Origin of the sequence: Bradyrhizobium sp. DN3 (genome assembly GCF_041357655.1) — a bacterium.
GTDB lineage: Bacteria > Pseudomonadota > Alphaproteobacteria > Rhizobiales > Xanthobacteraceae > Bradyrhizobium.
Genome location: NZ_JAULLN010000003.1, coordinates 230,305 through 247,794, shown reverse-complemented (window position 1 = coordinate 247,794; position 17,490 = coordinate 230,305). Strand labels below are relative to the sequence as shown.

16 protein-coding genes and 1 tRNA gene are annotated in these 17,490 nt (G+C 64.8%); 13 read left to right on the top strand and 4 right to left on the bottom strand.

Translation table 11 applies throughout. The features are described from left to right. The first annotated feature begins 81 nt into the window (after window positions 1-81). From AAE027_RS06480 to AAE027_RS06450, 7 genes are all read left to right on the top strand, one after another. Complete coding sequence (locus AAE027_RS06480; protein ID WP_370987351.1) at window positions 82-450, top strand: hypothetical protein; 369 nt, start codon at window positions 82-84, stop codon at window positions 448-450. A 131-nt stretch (window positions 451-581) separates the two neighbouring features. Further along, a tRNA-Asn gene (locus AAE027_RS06475) sits at window positions 582-656 on the top strand. A 212-nt stretch (window positions 657-868) separates the two neighbouring features. Then, on the top strand, window positions 869-1,048 hold the full coding sequence (locus tag AAE027_RS06470; RefSeq protein WP_128933926.1) for a hypothetical protein: 180 nt from the start codon (window positions 869-871) through the stop codon (window positions 1,046-1,048). 143 nt (window positions 1,049-1,191) lie between these two features. After that, on the top strand, window positions 1,192-1,854 hold the full coding sequence (locus AAE027_RS06465; RefSeq protein WP_370987350.1) for a protein-L-isoaspartate O-methyltransferase family protein: 663 nt from the start codon (window positions 1,192-1,194) through the stop codon (window positions 1,852-1,854). A 204-nt stretch (window positions 1,855-2,058) separates the two neighbouring features. Further along, window positions 2,059-3,444, top strand: a complete 1,386-nt coding sequence (locus AAE027_RS06460) for a TolC family outer membrane protein (protein ID WP_091894806.1) — start codon at window positions 2,059-2,061, stop codon at window positions 3,442-3,444. Between the two features lie 302 nt (window positions 3,445-3,746). Continuing rightward, window positions 3,747-4,508: a PopZ family protein gene (locus tag AAE027_RS06455; RefSeq protein WP_370987349.1), complete on the top strand. Its 762-nt coding sequence runs from the start codon at window positions 3,747-3,749 to the stop codon at window positions 4,506-4,508. A 126-nt stretch (window positions 4,509-4,634) separates the two neighbouring features. After that, complete coding sequence (locus AAE027_RS06450) at window positions 4,635-7,511, top strand: valine--tRNA ligase (RefSeq protein ID WP_370987348.1); 2,877 nt, start codon at window positions 4,635-4,637, stop codon at window positions 7,509-7,511. A 2-nt stretch (window positions 7,512-7,513) separates the two neighbouring features. On the opposite strand, the gene AAE027_RS06445 is transcribed toward AAE027_RS06450, so the two are convergent. Next, window positions 7,514-8,116, bottom strand: coding sequence for a DNA-3-methyladenine glycosylase (locus AAE027_RS06445; protein WP_128933922.1), 603 nt, complete (start codon window positions 8,114-8,116; stop codon window positions 7,514-7,516). Between the two features lie 130 nt (window positions 8,117-8,246). On the opposite strand from AAE027_RS06445, the gene lipA reads away from it, so the two are divergent. From lipA to AAE027_RS06430, 3 genes are all read left to right on the top strand, one after another. Further along, window positions 8,247-9,203, top strand: coding sequence for a lipoyl synthase (gene lipA / locus AAE027_RS06440; protein WP_370987347.1), 957 nt, complete (start codon window positions 8,247-8,249; stop codon window positions 9,201-9,203). A 6-nt stretch (window positions 9,204-9,209) separates the two neighbouring features. Beyond that, entirely contained in the window at window positions 9,210-9,680 is a 471-nt protein-coding gene (locus AAE027_RS06435; RefSeq protein ID WP_091894796.1) for a type II toxin-antitoxin system RatA family toxin, read from the top strand. A 946-nt stretch (window positions 9,681-10,626) separates the two neighbouring features. Then, on the top strand, window positions 10,627-11,403 hold the full coding sequence (locus AAE027_RS06430; protein ID WP_091895422.1) for a mechanosensitive ion channel family protein: 777 nt from the start codon (window positions 10,627-10,629) through the stop codon (window positions 11,401-11,403). A 7-nt stretch (window positions 11,404-11,410) separates the two neighbouring features. Here AAE027_RS06430 and AAE027_RS06425 read toward each other — a convergent pair whose 3' ends face one another. Then, entirely contained in the window at window positions 11,411-12,019 is a 609-nt protein-coding gene (locus AAE027_RS06425) for a CinA family protein (RefSeq protein WP_128933917.1), read from the bottom strand. Between the two features lie 4 nt (window positions 12,020-12,023). Further along, window positions 12,024-13,205, bottom strand: a complete 1,182-nt coding sequence (locus tag AAE027_RS06420) for a bifunctional 2-C-methyl-D-erythritol 4-phosphate cytidylyltransferase/2-C-methyl-D-erythritol 2,4-cyclodiphosphate synthase (RefSeq protein ID WP_370987345.1) — start codon at window positions 13,203-13,205, stop codon at window positions 12,024-12,026. Window positions 13,206-13,487: 282 nt separating this feature from the next. On the opposite strand from AAE027_RS06420, the gene dusB reads away from it, so the two are divergent. The 3 genes from dusB to ntrC are packed head-to-tail and all read left to right on the top strand — an operon-like array spanning window position 13,488 to window position 17,107. Beyond that, complete coding sequence (gene dusB / locus AAE027_RS06415; protein WP_370987482.1) at window positions 13,488-14,489, top strand: tRNA dihydrouridine synthase DusB; 1,002 nt, start codon at window positions 13,488-13,490, stop codon at window positions 14,487-14,489. Further along, a complete protein-coding gene (locus AAE027_RS06410) occupies window positions 14,486-15,655 on the top strand; it encodes a two-component system sensor histidine kinase NtrB (RefSeq protein WP_091895573.1) in 1,170 nt (389 codons plus the stop codon). Before dusB ends, AAE027_RS06410 begins: the two co-directional genes overlap by 4 nt. Window positions 15,656-15,664: 9 nt before the next feature. Further along, window positions 15,665-17,107 (top strand): nitrogen regulation protein NR(I), encoded by a 1,443-nt coding sequence (gene ntrC / locus AAE027_RS06405; RefSeq protein ID WP_091895433.1) that lies wholly within the window; start codon window positions 15,665-15,667, stop codon window positions 17,105-17,107. Between the two features lie 168 nt (window positions 17,108-17,275). Here ntrC and AAE027_RS06400 read toward each other — a convergent pair whose 3' ends face one another. Continuing rightward, window positions 17,276-17,422 carry a hypothetical protein gene (locus tag AAE027_RS06400; RefSeq protein WP_370987344.1) on the bottom strand — a complete coding sequence of 49 codons (147 nt, stop codon included), beginning with the start codon at window positions 17,420-17,422 and terminating at the stop codon, window positions 17,276-17,278. Window positions 17,423-17,490 lie beyond the last annotated feature (68 nt).

Sequence of the window (17,490 nt, the reverse complement as noted above, 5' to 3'; positions counted from 1 at the left end):
CGAGGCAACGCCATGTGTTGCCGCGGCGCCTGCGCCGATCGACGCCAGGCGTCGAAGCCTGTTTCGATCGGGAGATTTTCAATGAAGTATTTTCTGTCTGGATTGGTCGCGATCGGACTTGCGATCGCCGCCGCGCCGTCGCTCGCGGCTGACGCCCGCAACGTCACCGTCGTCAACGAGACCGGCTATGCCATCAAATTCCTCGGCTTCAACGCGCCTGACGACGGCCTGGACGAATGGGACAACGAGATCGATAGGGTCTTGCAGAACCAGGCGAGCACCTATGTCGAGTTCGATGAGGACGACGAGGGATGTGTCTGGAACATTCGCGTCGACTGGCAGAACTATGACGAGGCGGTGCTGTGGAAGAACGTCAACCTCTGCAGGATCACCGCGCTTCGGCTGCGTTACGACTCCGGCACCAAGACCACCTCGTTCCTCGCCGAGTAAACCCTGACTTAGCCGGAGGAGGGGCCGCTCCTAGCCTCCCTCAGGCTCCTTGCGGAAGATGACGAATTCGTCTTTGCAAGCGCAACCGGCTTTGTTATACGCAGCCGCGCGCGAACGACTGGTTCGCCTTTTCCTCGGTAGCTCAGCGGTAGAGCATCCGACTGTTAATCGGATGGTCGCTGGTTCGAATCCAGCCCGGGGAGCCAACTTTCGTTTATATTTCAATACGTTGAAGCTGCACCCTGATGTGGCGCGCGATCTCGTTCGCGCGATCTGCGAGCACCGTCAGGTGCCGAACCCCGCGGAATCGGTTCAAGCAGACGTGTCCGGCAGCGCCGTCGCGCCATGAGGACGGCGCCAAATCGACTCAATTCAAATCGAGCCTGGCCAGTGCCGGATCCTTACGGAGCTGATTCCCATGCCAGACATCCAGGTCGACCGTACTCATATGGCCCCCTCGATTCTGCCGGCCGACGTTCCCGAGCTCAGCGACGATGAATGCCTCGCTTGCCTTGCACGTGCGGTCGAGGCGCCCGACTCGGCGAGGCTGGACGAGGTCGCCGCTCTGATCGGCCGCCTCGCGGTGGCGATCGAATGAGCCGTTCCGCACCCCTGATGCGGTGAGCTGCGCCAAGCCACAGGGCTCTCGCGGCCAACGGCTATGTTGCGTTTTGGCCGGGCATGTTCCAAAGATGCCGCCAACTCATCTCCGCGGCATCGTCCGCATTTCAGGGTCCGCAAATGTCCGGTTTCTCGACCGCGCGCCAAAAAATGGTCGATGGCCAGGTGCGCACCAATGACGTCACCGACCGTCGTATTCTCGATGCCATGTTCACGGTTCCGCGTGAGGCCTTCGTGCCGGCCAGCCGGCAGGCATTGGCTTATCTCGACCTCGATCTCGATGTGAGCGAGGGCGGCGCCAAGCGGTTCCTGATCAAGCCGCAGCTGACCGGCAAGCTGCTGCAGGCTGCCGAAATCGGCGAGGTCGACAATGTGCTGGTCGTTGGCTGCGCCACGGGCTATCTCGCCGCGCTGGCCGCCAAGCTCGCCGGCCAGGTCACCGCGACCGAATGTGATTCGGCTCTGGCCGCCAAGGCCAAGGACGCCTTCGCCGCCCTTGGGCTCGCCAATGTCACCTGCAAGGTCGCTTCCTGCAGCGAGGGTGATCCCTCCACCGCTCCTTATGACGTGATCGTCCTCAACGGCGCGGCCGAAGCAACGCCGGAGGCGTTGCTCGGGCAGCTGAAGGAAGGCGGGCGCCTGGTGGGAGTGTCGGCCGAATCCAAGCCGCCGCGGGCCGTGATCGTGACCCATAGCCACGGTGAATTTGGCTATCGGGCGCTGTTTGATGCCGCCGCCCCGGTCCTTCCCGGGCTGGAACGGGCCGCTGCCTTCGTGTTCTGAGGTCCGAAAGCCTAAAAATCCCGTTCTGAATCAGAAGTGTGGCCGGGATGCTGCACGTGAAGAGTTTCCACCGTGAACCACCTTGAGGTGGTTCCGTCGCGACAATCCCCGTCCTATGTTGCGGCGGGGCAACGACTCCACTCGGTAGACGGTAACCCAGCTCGCGGGCACGAGCCGGGCGTTAGAATGAACGGAATTTCAGGGATGCATGGGGTGAAGCTCTTCACCGGAGCTGCGGTTTCGGTCCTGCTGCTGTCGCTAGCCGGGCCGATGCCTGCCTTAGCGGATACGATCGAGTCCGCGCTGGTGCGCGCCTATCAGAACAATCCGCAACTCAACGCACAGCGCGCCCAGGTGCGCTCGACCGACGAGAACGTGCCTCAAGCCTTGTCTGGCTATCGCCCCAAGGTCTCGCTGACGGCGAACGGTGGCTATCAATATCAGGATTTGCAGAGTGGCGTGGGGAGTAACTCAATCCATGGAACCACCGTACCTCGCAGCGCTGGAATAACCGCTTCGCAGACGCTCTACAATGGCAACCAGACCGCCAACAGAACGCGGGCGGCGGAGAGTCAGGTGTCCGGTGCCCGCGAAGCGCTGCGCAGCCTCGATCAGAGCGTGTTGCTCCAGGGTGCAACGACCTACATGGACTATCTGCGCGACGCCGCGACGCTCGAAGTCCAGCGCAGCAACGTGCGCGTGCTCGAGCAGACGCTGAAGCAGACCCGTGATCGTTTCAACGTCGGCGAAGTGACGCGCACCGACGTTGCGCAATCGGAAGCGCAACTGGCTGCCGGCAAGACGCAGGCGCTCACCGCCGAAGCGAATCTCACCACGACGCGGGCGAACTTCCGCCGCATCATCGGCAACGAGCCGACGAACCTCGCTCCGGGCTCGCCGGTCGACCGGTTCCTGCCGTCAACGCTCGCTTCGGCCGTCGAGCTCAGCCTGGTCGAGCATCCCAACGTCACGGCCGCAATGTACGGCATCGACGTCAATTTCTTGCAGGTCAAAGTCGCCGAAGGTGCGTTGCTGCCGACGGTTACGATCCAGGCATCGGCCACGCAGTCCAACGAACAGTCCTTGATTCAGTTGCGCTCGTTCAACGCATCCGCGATCGCGCAGGTCTCGGTGCCGATTTATCAGGGCGGTGGTGAATATTCGCTGATCCGCCAATCCAAGGAAAACTTGGCGCAGCAGCGTCTCAACCTCGAAACCACGCGCGACCAGACTCGCGCGACCGTCGTGCAGTGGTGGGGTTCGTTGCAGGCCGGCAAGGCGCAGGTGCAGTCCGCACAGGCGCAGGTCGCCGCGTCCGAGATCGCGCTGAACGGCGTGCGCGAGGAAGCCAAGGCCGGTCAGCGCACCACCCTCGACGTCCTCAACGCGCAACAGGCCCTGGTCAATGCGCGCGTTGCGCTGGTGACCGCGCAGCACGATCGCGTGGTTGCGTCCTATAACGTCCTCGCGGCCGTTGGCCGCCTGTCGCCGCAGGTGCTCGGTCTTGCGACCACTGTCTATGATCCCAGCGTCCACTACCATCAGGTCCGCGACAGCTGGGCCGGCGTGCGCACGCCCGACGGACGCTGATTTCCGTAAGTGTCCGGTCGGCCTCGCCAATAGCCGAGGCCGACCGGCGCTTTGCTTGCAATCATCAAAATCCCTGACATAGCCTTGCCAAGAAGATGCGGGTCGATTCGCCCGTATCGATGCCGTGTACGTAAAGCTTGAGTGCCGCGGGCAGGGGCGCACCGCCGCACGTTGAGCCGTGATCTGGGGACAAGTCGGGCTGCCGCGACGAAAATGTCGGGCCGTCGTTCCGGAACCGGCCAATCCTGTCGTGCTTGGTGTAAAACAACGCATGCGAGGGCGTTGATGATGTGGAGTCGGAGATGACGCAGCCTGCAAAGGTCACAGAACCCTCGATGGAGGAGATTCTGGCCTCGATCCGGCGCATCATTGCCGACGATGAGGCCAAGCCGCCGCCGACAGAGGCCGCCAAACCCGAGAAGGCTGCGCCGCCTGCCGCGCCGCCAAAGCCGCAGGCGATGAACGACATTCCGCCATCCAAGGTCGCTCCGCCCAAACCCGCCGCCGAGAAGCCCGCACCACCGCCGGCCGCAAAGCCGGCGCCGCCGCCGCCCGCACCTGCGGCGGACGCATCCAACAGCCAGGACGACATCGACGCGCTGCTGGCCGGGCTCGACGCGGCCACGCCTGCGCCGGAGGTCCGCGCTCCCGAGCCCGAGCCGGAGCCCGACGTGCTCGAATTGACCGACGAGATGGCGATGGACCCGACACCGCCTCCGCCGCCACCCAGCTTCCACAAGGTCGAGCCGCGCGACGATCTCGAATTCGCCGAATCGCCGCCGCCGCGCACCGCGCCGCCGCCGTCTTACGCACCGGTGGACTTCGATGCACCGCCGCTGCCGCCGCAGCAGCCAATCCTCGCGCAATCCACGGTCTCCGCGGTCGAATCCGCCTTCAACTCGCTGGCCCACACGGTTCTGAGCAGCAATGCGCGGACGCTGGAGGATCTGGTCAAGGAGATGCTGCGTCCGATGCTGAAGTCCTGGCTCGATGACAACCTGCCGGGCCTGGTTGAACGCATTGTGAAGGCCGAAATCGAGCGGGTCTCGCGCGGCGGCCGCTGAGACGGGCCGTGCGGCCCCGATAAAGCCCTGCTCCTGCGTCATATTCGGCCTGCGGTCCGGGCCGAAAACGCTCGCCGTTGAGCTTCCCGTTGACTTGAACCGCGCGCGCGGCTTTCTAGCAGCCCCATGATCGAGAAAAATTACCAGCCCGCCGATATCGAAACCCGTATGTCCGTGGTGTGGGAGGACAGCCTTGCTTTCAAGGCCGGCCGCCCTGACCGCCGCGACGCGGTGCCGTTTACCATCGTGATCCCGCCGCCGAACGTGACGGGCTCGCTGCACATGGGCCACGCCCTGAACAATACGCTTCAGGACATCCTGTGCCGTTTCGAGCGCATGCGCGGCCGCGACGTGCTGTGGCAGCCCGGCACCGACCACGCCGGCATCGCGACGCAGATGGTGGTCGAGCGCCAGTTGATGGAGCGCCAACAGCCCAGCCGCCGCGAGATGGGCCGCGAGAAATTTCTGGAGCGGGTCTGGCAGTGGAAGGCCGAGAGCGGCGACACCATCATCAACCAGCTCAAGCGCCTGGGCGCCTCCTGCGACTGGTCGCGTGAGCGCTTCACCATGGACGAGGGCTTGTCGAAGGCCGTCGTCAAGGTGTTCGTCGAACTGCACCGCGACGGGCTCATCTACAAGGACAAGCGGCTGGTGAACTGGGACACCAAGCTGCTGACCGCGATCTCCGATCTCGAAGTGCAGCAGACCGAGGTCAAGGGCAGCCTCTGGTATCTGCGCTATCCGATCGAGGGCAAGATTTTCAGCCCCGATGATCCCTCGAGCTTCATCGTCGTCGCCACCACGCGCCCCGAGACCATGCTCGGCGACACCGGCGTTGCCGTGCATCCCGATGACGAGCGTTATCAGAAGCTGATCGGCAAGAACGTCATCCTGCCGCTGGTCGGCCGCAAGATCCAGATCGTCGCCGACGAGTATTCCGATCCGGACAAGGGCTCGGGCGCGGTGAAGGTGACGCCGGCCCACGACTTCAACGATTTCGAGGTCGGCAATCGTCACGGCCTGCGCCGGATCAGCGTGCTCGACAGGGAAGGCTGCCTCGATCTGCTCGGCAACGAGGATTATCTGCGCGACCTGCCCGAAGGCGCCTCGCAGTTCGCCGAGGAGTTCCACAAGGTCGATCGCTTCGTCGCGCGCAAGCGCATCGTCGAGCGGCTGGAATCGTTCGGCTTCGTCGAGCGGATCGAGCCGCACACGCACATGGTCCCGCATGGCGATCGTTCGAACAGCGTGATCGAGCCGTATCTGACGGACCAGTGGTACGTCGACGCCAAGACGCTGGCCAAGCCGGCGATCGCGTCGGTGCGGTCGGGCGAAACCAATTTCGTGCCGAAGAACTGGGAAAAGACCTATTTCGAGTGGATGGAGAACATCCAGCCCTGGTGCATCTCGCGTCAGCTCTGGTGGGGCCACCAGATCCCGGCTTGGTACGGTCCGGATGGCAAGGTGTTCGTCGCCGAGACCGAGGAGGAGGCGATCAGCCACGCGCTCGGCTATTACGTCGAGCAGGAAGTCATCACGCCGGAGCAGGGGCGCGAGATGGCGCTCGACCGCAACAAGCGCGAAGGCTTCATCACCCGCGACGAGGACGTGCTCGACACCTGGTTCTCCTCGGCGCTGTGGCCGTTCTCGACGCTCGGCTGGCCCGAAGATGCGCCCGAGGTGCAGCGCTACTATCCGACCAATGCGCTGGTGACCGGCTTCGACATCATCTTCTTCTGGGTCGCCCGCATGATGATGATGGGTCTGCACTTCATGAAGGAGGTGCCGTTCTCGACCATCTACATCCACGCCCTCGTCCGCGACGAGAAGGGCGCCAAGATGTCGAAGTCGAAGGGCAACGTCATCGATCCCCTGAATCTGATCGACGAATACGGCGCGGACGCGCTGCGCTTCACGCTGGCCGCGATGGCGGCGCAGGGGCGCGACATCAAGCTCGCCACCAGCCGCGTCGAGGGCTACCGCAATTTCGCGACAAAGCTCTGGAACGCCTGTCGCTTCGCGGAGATGAACCATTGCGCCGTGCCCGAAGGTTTCGAGCCGGCGAAGACGAAGGAGACGCTGAACCGCTGGATCGCGCATGAGAGCGCGCACACGACGCGCGAGGTGACCGAGGCGATCGAAGCCTATCGCTTCAATGACGCCGCAGGCAGCATCTACCGCTTCGTCTGGAACGTCTATTGCGACTGGTATGTCGAGCTCGCAAAGCCCGTGCTGCTCGGTCCCGACAGTCCCGCCAAGGACGAGACCCGCGCCATGGTGGCCTGGGCGCGCGACGAGATCCTGAAGCTGTTGCATCCCTTCATGCCCTTCATCACCGAAGAGCTGTGGGAGGTGACGGCGAAGCGCGACGGCCTGCTCGCATTGGCGCCGTGGCCGCTGAAGCCGTCTCAGCCTTCCCCGGAGCAGCTCGCGATGCTCGCCGCGGCCGCCGGGCCGACCGATCCGCTGATCTCGCCGGCCCTGGTCATGCCGATCTTCGACCATGCCGACTTTACCGATCCCAAGGCGGAAGCCGAGATCGGCTGGGTGATCGACCTCGTCACGCAGATCCGCTCGGTCCGCGCCGAGATGAACATCCCGCCGGCAACACTGACGGCGCTGGTGCTCGCCGGCGCCTCGGCCGAGACCAGGGAGCGCGCGCCGCGCTGGACTGATGTCATCAAGCGCATGGCGCGGCTGTCGGACATCTCCTTCGCCGACCGCGCGCCTGACGGTGCGGTTCAGCTGCTGGTGCGCGGCGAGGTGGCTGCGCTGCCGCTGAAGGGCGTGATCGACGTCGCCGCCGAGCGCACGCGCCTCGACAAGGAGATCGGCAAGGCGGACGCCGACATCAAGCGCGCCGAGTCCAAGCTGGCAAACGAGAAATTCGTTGCCAACGCGGCCGAGGAGGTCGTCGAGGAGGAGCGCGAAAAGCGCGAGGCGGCACTGGCGCGCAAGGCCAAGCTGCTCGAAGCGCTGGAGCGGCTGAAGCAGGCATCGTAGCCCTATTTCGGAAACGGCTTGCTCAGAAACTTCGAGCCCTTGATGCCGTAGCGCCAGGGCAGCTCCACCGCCTTGGTGATACCGATCCGGATGCCGGCAGCGACCTCGACATCCTCCGTCCGCGCATGCAGTGCGATCGGTGGCCGGTCGAGGGGCACGGCGTTGTGCGCGATGGTGATACCGAGCGCCTCGGTCAGTTTGCCCGGGCCCGAGCACAGCGCGTGCATGTCCTGAAGATGGCGGCGGCGCCGCATCGCAGCCAAGCCATGGGTCGGCTCCAGCGCGCGGATCAGCACGGCGCTGGCCGAGCCTTCCTCCTCGCAGACGAAGTTCACGCACCAGTGGATGCCGTAGGAACGGTAGACATAGGCATAGCCGGGCGGACCGAACATCACCTGGTTCCGCTGCGTCGGCCCGCGATAGGAATGCGCGGCCGGGTCGGTATGATGATAGGCCTCGACCTCGACGATGATCCCGCCGACGCCATCGACCAGCATGGTGGCACCGATCAAATCGGGCGCGACCTCGTGGACGCTGCGGCCGAAAAAGGTCCGCTTCAGCGGCTTGCCAAGCCGCAATGGAAAGGCATTCGATCTTGGAGCCATTCGAGGTGAGAATCGCCTGAGAACAGAGCAGGATATTGCCCATATCTGCCATGTTCTCTGAAGCGGGGCGAGCCGGGTTGCGATGCTTGGCCAGACCGACTAGGTAGGACCAGAACAGACCGGACACCCCATGGTCGTTATTGTCGATACCATCTCGAACCCGCTGCGCCCGCGCCACCCCGAAAAGGTGAACCGGCCCGATTCCGTTTCGCCGCCGAAGCCGGACTGGATCCGCGTGCGCGCGCCCAATACCCGCGGCTATGCCGACACCCGCAACATCGTACGGGCCAACGGCCTGCACACGGTGTGCGAGGAGGCGGGCTGCCCAAATATCGGCGAGTGCTGGGACAAGAAGCACGCGACCTTCATGATCATGGGTGACACCTGCACCCGCGCCTGTGCCTTCTGCAACGTCAAGACCGGCCTGCCCAACACGCTCGATGCGTCCGAGCCGCAGCACGTCGCGGAGGCAACCGCCAAGCTGGGGCTGGCACACGTCGTCATCACTTCGGTCGACCGCGATGACCTCGCCGACGGCGGCGCCGAGCATTTCGCTCAGACCATCCGCGCGATCCGTGCCGCGTGTCCCTCGACCACGATCGAGATCCTGACGCCGGACTTCCTGCGCAAGGAGGGGGCACTCGAGGTCGTCGTCGCGGCGAAGCCGGACGTGTTCAACCACAATCTCGAGACCGTGCCGTCGCGCTATCTCACGGTGCGGCCCGGCGCGCGCTATTTCCACTCGATCCGGCTGCTGCAGCGGGTCAGGGAGCTCGATCCCACCATCTTCACCAAGTCCGGCATCATGGTCGGGCTCGGCGAGGAGCGCCACGAGGTGCTCCAGGTGATGGACGATCTGCGCTCGGCCGAGGTCGATTTCCTCACCATCGGCCAGTATCTCCAACCCACCCGCAAGCATCACGCCGTGATGCGCTTCGTGCCGCCCGACGAGTTCGCCTCCTACGAGAAGGTCGCTTATACCAAGGGTTTTCTGATGGTATCGGCGAGCCCGCTGACCCGCTCGTCGCATCATGCCGGCGAGGATTTTGCGAGACTGAAGGCCGCGCGGGCAGCTAACGCCCGCTGACCCGTTATGCCCAAATTTTCGAGCAAGCACCGTGTCAATCACAGCGCATCCGAGATGTTTCATCTGGTCGCCGACGTCGAGCGCTACCCGGAATTCGTGCCGCTGTGCAGCGCGCTGAAGGTGCGTCAGCGCATGGCGAAGCCTGACGGCACCGAGGTGCTGGTCGCGGACATGACGGTGTCGTTCAAGCTGGTCAAGGAATCCTTCACCAGCCGGGTGACGCTCGACCGCGCCAATTTGAAGATTCTCGTCGAATATCTGCAAGGTCCGTTCAGCAATCTCGAAAACCGTTGGACGTTCGAGCCCAAAGGCGAGCGCGTCTGCGACGTCGGGTTCTTCCTCTCCTACGAGTTCAAGAGCCGCATGCTGGCGATGCTGATGGGCTCGATGTTCGACGCTGCATTCGCGCGATTCTCCACTGCGTTCGAAAAGCGGGCGGATGCGATCTACGGCCGGCCGAAGCTGGCGTCGTCCTAGTCTTCCCGGCGGGCACCGCTCTCTCCGCCGTCATTGCGAGGAGCTCTTGCGACGAAGCAATCCAGAATCTTTCCGCGGAGAGACTCTGGATTGCTTCGCTTTCGCTCGCAATGACCGAGCAAGAGGCTCCCGCGTTCTGCACTAACTCCCAACTCAACTCGCAGACACACCTACGCGTCCTCGCGGCTCTTCTCACCCGAGTCATGCTCCTTCTCGACACCCTCTTTTGTCAGAGGGCGCAGGGAAGACCGGGTGCCGACTGGGCACCCGCGGTCCACTGTGCGAGAGCGTGTGCTTACAAGAAGCTGCACAGCGGCATACAGGTGGAGCCGGAAACAACCCGGCCTTCCCTGCGCAGTGGTTTGACGGCTTATGCCGAGCTCTCCCGGGGAGCGATGCACTATTGCCCCCATCGCCTTGCGGATGGCTGATGCGCGCGCCCGGTCGGACGAAACGCATCACCGCAAGACTTGACGCACAGGCCCCGGGCGTCAGGACGACACGGTTTTGTCGTACGCCGGTCGCACCTGTCGTCTGCACGAAGGCCTCGCTCACGGTCTCCCGCCCTGCGATTGCCTCATCGCGCCGGTGCTGCCAGCGCCCACCACGGCCCATCCCGCGTTTCGTGACGATCGCGATACGCCCCTCTGACTGGGGATGAGGTGGCGGGAGAATGCGACAAATCAGAATTTCTGTAAAGGCGAATATTTTCACTTGTTACGATTGCCCCGTCGGTTGTGTGTTTTGCCCGACGGGCAACGCAACGGATTGTAGCCCGGATGGAGCGAAAGCGTAATCCGGGACCCCTGTGTCCGCAGAGCGAATCCCGGATTGCGCTGCGCTCCATCCGGGCTACACGACTACGGCACCCGTGTTCCCCCGACATCTGCCGGGATCATTTCGCGCCGTCGCGGGTTCTCAACGGATTGTCCGGGTTGGAGCCGCCATGACCATCAATTTTGACACGCTGAAAGCATCGCTCGTCCTGTATGGCTTGAACGCGATTTACGCGATGATTCTGCTCGCGGTCGGCTGGTATCTGTCCGGCGCATTGCAGCGTTTCGTCACGCGCCTATTGAGCGTCACGCACCGCGTCGATCCGCTGGTGACCTTGTTCGTTGCCAGCGTCGCTCGCTATGCCGTGCTCGCGGTCGTCGGCATCGCCGTGCTTCAGCTCTTCGGCATCCAGACCGCGAGCCTCGTTGCCGTGCTGGGCGCGACTTCACTCGCCATCGGCCTTGCGCTTCAAGGCACGCTCTCCAATCTCGCCGCCGGCGTCATGCTGCTGCTGTTCCGTCCCTTCCATATCGGCGATGACGTCGAGGTCGCCGGCAAGGCGGGGAAGGTGAAGTCGTTGTCGCTGTTCATGACCGAGCTGGTCGCGCCCGACAATACGCAGATCCTCTTGCCGAACGGGCAGGTGTGGGGCGCGGCCATCATCAACCACAGCGCCTATCCCGGTACGGGCGAGATCAAGGTGGCGTTTCCGGTCAGGGCAGGGGCGGCCAATGCGTTGGCCGACCAGATCCTGAAGGAGCTGCGCGACGATCCTCGCATCGACGACAGGACCGCGCCCTCGGTCAATGTAACAAAGGTGATCGCTGCCGATCCCGCAGCGCCCGTCGTGGAATTGACGGTGAGTGCGAAAGTGAAGCCGTCCGATGCCGATGCCATCAAGCAGCGGGTGCTCGATCATGCGAGTGCGCTGCTGGCGGCAGCGTGAGAGCGCCTCAGCCCCGCGGCGAGCGCGGCGGCCTGCGCTTCACCGCATGCCGGCGCGGCGAGCGGGTGACGCGGGGACGAAGGCGGCTTGCGGCTGCGGGACGCGGCTTGGCCTGGGCTTGTGGGCCGCGGGCGAGGTCCATCAGCATGCGCAGTGCCTCGACCACGGAGCGGGCACGCACGGCGCTGCGGCCGATCGCGCCGAAGCGGTGCTCGCGATGGATGATGCGGCCGTCGCGCGCCGCAGCGGCAAAGTGCACGAGGCCGACCGGCTTGCCGGGCGTGGCGCCCCCGGGGCCGGCAATGCCGGTGATGGCGACCGCGAGATCGACATCGGCGCGCTCGAGGGCGCCGATCGCCATCGCGGTTGCGGTCTCCTTGCTGACCGCGCCGAAATTAGTGAGCGTGCTCGCCTCGACCCCTAACATCGCGCGCTTGGCGTCGTTGGAATAGGTGACGAAGCCGCGATCGATGACATCAGAGGAGCCGGGAATATCGGTCAGCGCGCCGGCAACCAGGCCGCCGGTGCAGGATTCGGCCGTCGCGATCGTCAGCTTGCGCATCCGGCACAGATCGAGCAGCGAGCGGGAGAGGGCGCGTGCGTCGCTGCCGCCCATGATCTTACACGCTCCAGGGAAGACGGATGGTGGCGCTCGCGGTGGCCGCGATGCCTTCCTCACGGCCGGTGAAGCCGAGCCGCTCGCTGGTGGTCGCCTTCACCGCGACGCGCGAGATGTCGACGCCGGAGATTTCGGCGATGCGGGCGCGCATGGTGTCGCGCAACGGGCCGATCTTCGGCCGCTCGCAAATCAACGTCACCTCGAGATTGGCGATGCGGCCGCCCCGCGCCGTGACGCGCTCGATGGCGTATTTCAGGAACTGGTCGGAGGAAGCCCCCTTCCACTTCGCATCGCTCGGCGGGAAGTGCGAGCCGATGTCGCCGTCGGCGAGCGCGCCGAGAATGGCGTCGACCAGCGCATGCAGGCCGACATCGCCGTCGGAATGGGCGAGGAAGCCCTTGGTGTGAGGCACGCGCACCCCGCAGATCATGACGTGGTCGCCGTCGCCGAAGGCGTGCACGTCATAGCCCGTGCCGGTCCTGATGTCGCCGAGCTGGGCGGCCAGGCGCGCTTCCTCGCGCACGAAATCCTCGGGAGTGGTGAGCTTCATATTGGCAACATCGCCTTCAAAGGTTGCAACCGTCAATCCTGCCCATTCGGCAATGGCGGCATCGTCGGTGAAATCCGAGCGTCCGTCCTTCGCCGCGCGACGATGCGCCTCGAGGATGACGTCGAAACGAAAGGATTGCGGCGTCTGCGCGATTCGCAGCCGTGCGCGGTCCGGCGTGTCCTCGATATGACCGCTCTCGCCGGTGAGCTTGATGGTGTCGGTGACGGGGACGACGGGGATCGCAGCGCCGGTGCGGTTCGCCGCCTCGATCGCGCGTGAGATCACGCCTGCCGAGACGAAGGGGCGGGCGGCGTCGTGGATTAGGACGATATCGGGCTTGTGCTTTACGAGCGCTTCGAGGCCGGCGAGCACGGAGGCCTGACGGGTGGCGCCGCCATTGGCCGGCGGCTCGTGCTTGAGCCCCGCGACCGCGGCCGTGAACATGTCGCTGTCGTCGGGATTCACCACCGGTTGCACCGCCGACACGTCGGGGTGACGGCTGAAGGCTTCCATGGCGCGATAGATCACGGGCACACCGCCGATCTCGCGATATTGCTTCGGCCCGCCGGCGCCGGCGCGCAAGCCCCGACCGGCTGCGACGAGGACGACCGCGGTGCGTTGTGATTTCGCCATAGGACTCAAATACTCAGTTGGTGATGAAGAGTCGGGGAGTGGGGTGATTTAACGGCATGCCTCTAGCACGGCAGGCCCGCAAAAAAAGGGGGTTTCCCCGCTTTGTGGGAAACAGCATTTTGCTGCACTGCACTTGAAAGATCTGCAGAACTGTCTAAACTGTAGGCATGACGCTTGACTGCACAAGAATTGTGCGCAAGATAGATCATGGCAGGCGCGATGAGGCCCTGTCCAGTCAACGAGACCCCTGTGACCGGCTCGGCAGTATCCGGCTCTAAGCCGTTGAAAATCGGCGATATTGATGTCGCCACCCCGGTCTTCCTGGCGCCGATGTCGGGGGTGACTGACTCGCCCGTCCGGCGGCTGGCCGCCGAGCTGGGGGCAGGTCTCGTCGTGTCGGAAATGACCGCCAGCGATGAGCTCGCCAACGGCCACCGGATGTCGCGGTTGCGCTGCGAAGCCACGGGAATCGGCCCACACGTGGTCCAGCTCGCCGGCTGCGAGGCGCATTGGATGGCCGAAGGGGCCCGGATCGCCGAAGCCGAAGGCGCCGACATCATCGACATTAACATGGGCTGCCCGGCCCGCCACGTCACCGGCGGCCAGTCCGGCTCGGCCCTGATGCGCGATCTCGACCACGCAGTCAGCCTGATCGATGCGACGATTGCGGCGGTGAAGGTGCCGGTGACGCTGAAGATGCGGCTCGGCTGGGACGACCGCAGCCGCAACGCGCCGGAACTGGCGCGGCGCGCGGAAGCATCAGGCATCAAGCTCGTCACCGTGCATGGCCGCACCCGCTGCCAGTTCTACAAGGGCGAGGCCGATTGGGATGCGATCCGCACCGTGCGCGAGGCCATCTCCATTCCGCTCGTCGTCAATGGCGACATCACCACGTATGACAAGGCGCTCGCGGCACTGGACGCCTCCGGCGCCGATGCCGTGATGGTCGGCCGCGGCGCGCAGGGCCAGCCCTGGCTGCCCGGCCAGATCGGCCGCCGCCTGAAGGGCGGGGCAGAGGAAGCAACGCCGGCGCTCGGGACGCAGCTGCATTATGTCCGCACGCTCTATGAGGGCGTCTGCGCGCTGTACGGTCTGCGCATCGGGCTCAGGCACGCGCGCAAGCATCTCGGGTGGGCGCTCGATATCGCGGCGGATGCGAGCGGCGCTTCAGTCGAGAAGCTGAAGGGGTGGCGTCAGAAGATCCTGACCTCGGAGGATCCGCGCCTCGTCCACCGATCGCTGCAAGACGCCTTCGACGACTTCGCATGGAGCGCTGCTGCATGAACTCAGCCGCCGAACAGCGCCGGCCGTCCGACAGCGACGCGATCCTGGATGCGCTCCCCAATCCCGTGCTGATGATCGGGCCGGACGGCAAGATCGTCGCCGCCAACATCGCGACCGAAGCCTTCTTCGAAATCTCGACGCAGTTCCTGAAGCGGCAGTCGCTGAAGGAATTGGTGCCGTTCGGCAGCCCCTTGCTGGCACTGATCGACCAGGTGCGCTCGTCGAACTCGCCGGTCAACGAATACAAGGTCGATCTCGGCACGCCGCGCATGGGCGGCGATCGCCAGGTCGATCTGCATGTCGCCCCGCTCACGGAGCGGCCCGGCCACATCGTGGTGATGCTCCAAGAGCGCACCATCGCCGACAAGATGGATCGCCAGCTCACCCATCGCAGCGCCGCGCGCTCGGTGATCGCGCTCGCCGCGATGCTGGCGCACGAGATCAAGAACCCGCTCTCCGGCATCCGCGGCGCGGCGCAGCTCCTCGAGCAGCAGGCTTCCTCCGAGGACCGCATGCTGACGCGCCTGATCTGCGACGAAGCCGACCGCATCGTGACGCTGGTCGATCGCATGGAGGTGTTCGGCGACGAGCGCCCCGTGGTGCGCGGCCCCGTCAACATCCACTCGGTGCTCGATCACGTGAAACGGCTGGCGCAGTCCGGCTTTGCCCGCAACATCCGCTTCATCGAGGATTACGATCCCTCACTGCCGCCGGTGCTGGCGAACCAGGACCAGCTGATCCAGGTGTTCCTCAATCTCGTGAAGAACGCCGCCGAAGCCCTGATCGACGTGCCCGACGCCGAGATCCAGCTCACCACCGCGTTTCGCCCGGGCGTGCGCCTGTCAGTCCCTGGTCAAAAATCCCGGGTATCTCTGCCGCTCGAATTCTGCGTCAGAGACAACGGACCAGGCGTGCCGGACGACCTTCTGCCCAACCTGTTCGATCCCTTCGTGACCACCAAGCAGACCGGCTCGGGTCTGGGCCTCGCGCTGGTCGCAAAGATCGTCGGCGATCACGGGGGCATCATCGAATGCGAATCTCAGCCGCGCAAGACCACCTTCCGCGTGCTGATGCCGATGTATTCCACATCGGTGAAACATGCCGATCAAAGCAGTCGCGCCGACTCTGCCGGGAAGCCGTCGCCTGCATCACAGGGGGCAAAATGAGGATTAGCGATGCCCGCAGGTAGCATTCTCGTAGCTGATGACGATACCGCCATCCGCACCGTTCTCAATCAGGCACTGTCCCGCGCCGGCTACGAAGTGCGGCTGACCGGCAATGCCGCAACGCTGTGGCGTTGGGTCAGCCAGGGGGAGGGCGATCTCGTCATCACCGACGTGGTGATGCCCGACGAGAACGCTTTCGACCTGCTGCCGCGGATCAAGAAGATGCGGCCGAATCTGCCCGTCATCGTCATGAGCGCGCAGAACACGTTCATGACGGCAATCCGCGCCTCCGAGCGCGGCGCCTATGAATATCTGCCAAAGCCCTTCGACCTGAAGGAGCTGATCGCCATCGTCGGCCGCGCGCTCGCCGAGCCGAAGGAGCGGGTCTCGACGCCGGACGAGGACGCCGAGATGGAGGCGATCCCGCTGGTCGGCCGCTCGCCTGCCATGCAGGAAATCTATCGCGTGCTGGCGCGTCTGATGCAGACCGACCTCACCGTGATGATCACGGGCGAGTCCGGCACCGGCAAGGAGCTGGTGGCGCGCGCGCTGCACGATTACGGCAAGCGCCGCAACGGCCCGTTCGTCGCCGTCAACATGGCCGCGATCCCGCGCGACCTCATTGAATCGGAATTGTTCGGCCATGAGCGCGGCGCCTTCACCGGCGCCAACACCCGCGCCTCCGGCCGGTTCGAGCAGGCCGAGGGCGGCACGTTGTTCCTGGACGAAATCGGCGACATGCCGATGGAGGCGCAGACCCGTCTCTTACGCGTGCTGCAGCAGGGCGAATACACCACCGTCGGCGGCCGCACCCCGATCAAGACCGACGTGCGCATCGTCGCGGCCTCCAACAAGGATCTGCGCGTCCTGATCCAGCAGGGCCTGTTCCGCGAAGACCTGTTCTTCCGTCTCAACGTCGTGCCGTTGCGGCTGCCGCCGCTGCGCGAGCGCATCGAGGACCTGCCGGATCTGGTGCGGCACTTCTTCACGCTGGCCGAGAAGGATGGCTTGCCGCCGAAGAAGCTGGACGCGCTGGCGCTGGAACGGATGAAGCAACACCGCTGGCCCGGCAACGTGCGCGAGCTCGAAAACCTCGCCCGACGCCTCGCCGCGCTCTATCCGCAGGACGTGATCACGTCGTCGGTCATCGACGGCGAGCTCGCGCCGCCTTCGGTCAGCCCGGGCGCCGCGGTCCAGCAGGGTGTCGACAATCTCGGCGGCGCGGTGGAAGCCTATCTGTCCTCGCACTTCCAGGGATTTCCGAACGGCATGCCGCCGCCGGGCCTCTATCACCGCATCCTCAAGGAGATCGAGGTGCCGCTGCTCACGGCTGCACTCGCAGCCACCCGCGGCAACCAGATCCGCGCCGCGGACCTGCTCGGCCTCAACCGCAACACGCTGCGCAAGAAGATCCGGGACCTGGATATCCAGGTGTATCGGAGCGGGGGCTAGGCTTTCAGAACGGACGGTGGCTCAGCTCCCCCACCCAAGGCGGAGCTGAGCCTGTCCGGATCGCGTTGGCCGTTGCGGCTGACGCGGTGAGCAGAAGTCCGGATCGGACCGAAATGTTCCGCTCGCACATTCAAATTGGTCATTCGGCGGCAACGCGCGGCATCACATCTATCTGACACGCTGGCCGGATGCCGGCGTCACGCTGGCGACATTGACCGGCGGCTGCTGGAGGCCCAGGCCGTTGACCAGGAGGTCGGCGGCCACGATCAGCAGAAGAACGGCCGAGACCATCGTCGCGAGAAAAAATCTATCCATCCCCGTCAAGCCGGGATGGCGGGAATCCGTTCCCGTCCACCCGCCATGTCTTGTGGATGGGCGCGGCG

Excerpts from the sequence above, each read along its gene's own strand:
- AAE027_RS06480 (WP_370987351.1), top strand. The coding sequence starts at position 82 with ATGAAGTATTTTCTGTCTGGATTGGTCGCGATCGGACTTGCGATCGCC.
- AAE027_RS06470 (WP_128933926.1), top strand. The coding sequence starts at position 869 with ATGCCAGACATCCAGGTCGACCGTACTCATATGGCCCCCTCGATTCTG.
- AAE027_RS06465 (WP_370987350.1), top strand. The coding sequence starts at position 1,192 with ATGTCCGGTTTCTCGACCGCGCGCCAAAAAATGGTCGATGGCCAGGTG.
- AAE027_RS06460 (WP_091894806.1), top strand. The coding sequence starts at position 2,059 with ATGCATGGGGTGAAGCTCTTCACCGGAGCTGCGGTTTCGGTCCTGCTG.
- AAE027_RS06455 (WP_370987349.1), top strand. The coding sequence starts at position 3,747 with ATGACGCAGCCTGCAAAGGTCACAGAACCCTCGATGGAGGAGATTCTG.
- AAE027_RS06450 (WP_370987348.1), top strand. The coding sequence starts at position 4,635 with ATGATCGAGAAAAATTACCAGCCCGCCGATATCGAAACCCGTATGTCC.
- AAE027_RS06445 (WP_128933922.1), bottom strand. The coding sequence starts at position 8,116 with ATGGCTCCAAGATCGAATGCCTTTCCATTGCGGCTTGGCAAGCCGCTG.
- lipA (WP_370987347.1), top strand. The coding sequence starts at position 8,247 with ATGGTCGTTATTGTCGATACCATCTCGAACCCGCTGCGCCCGCGCCAC.
- AAE027_RS06435 (WP_091894796.1), top strand. The coding sequence starts at position 9,210 with ATGCCCAAATTTTCGAGCAAGCACCGTGTCAATCACAGCGCATCCGAG.
- AAE027_RS06430 (WP_091895422.1), top strand. The coding sequence starts at position 10,627 with ATGACCATCAATTTTGACACGCTGAAAGCATCGCTCGTCCTGTATGGC.
- AAE027_RS06425 (WP_128933917.1), bottom strand. The coding sequence starts at position 12,019 with ATGGGCGGCAGCGACGCACGCGCCCTCTCCCGCTCGCTGCTCGATCTG.
- AAE027_RS06420 (WP_370987345.1), bottom strand. The coding sequence starts at position 13,205 with ATGGCGAAATCACAACGCACCGCGGTCGTCCTCGTCGCAGCCGGTCGG.
- AAE027_RS06410 (WP_091895573.1), top strand. The coding sequence starts at position 14,486 with ATGAACTCAGCCGCCGAACAGCGCCGGCCGTCCGACAGCGACGCGATC.
- ntrC (WP_091895433.1), top strand. The coding sequence starts at position 15,665 with ATGCCCGCAGGTAGCATTCTCGTAGCTGATGACGATACCGCCATCCGC.
- AAE027_RS06400 (WP_370987344.1), bottom strand. The coding sequence starts at position 17,422 with ATGGATAGATTTTTTCTCGCGACGATGGTCTCGGCCGTTCTTCTGCTG.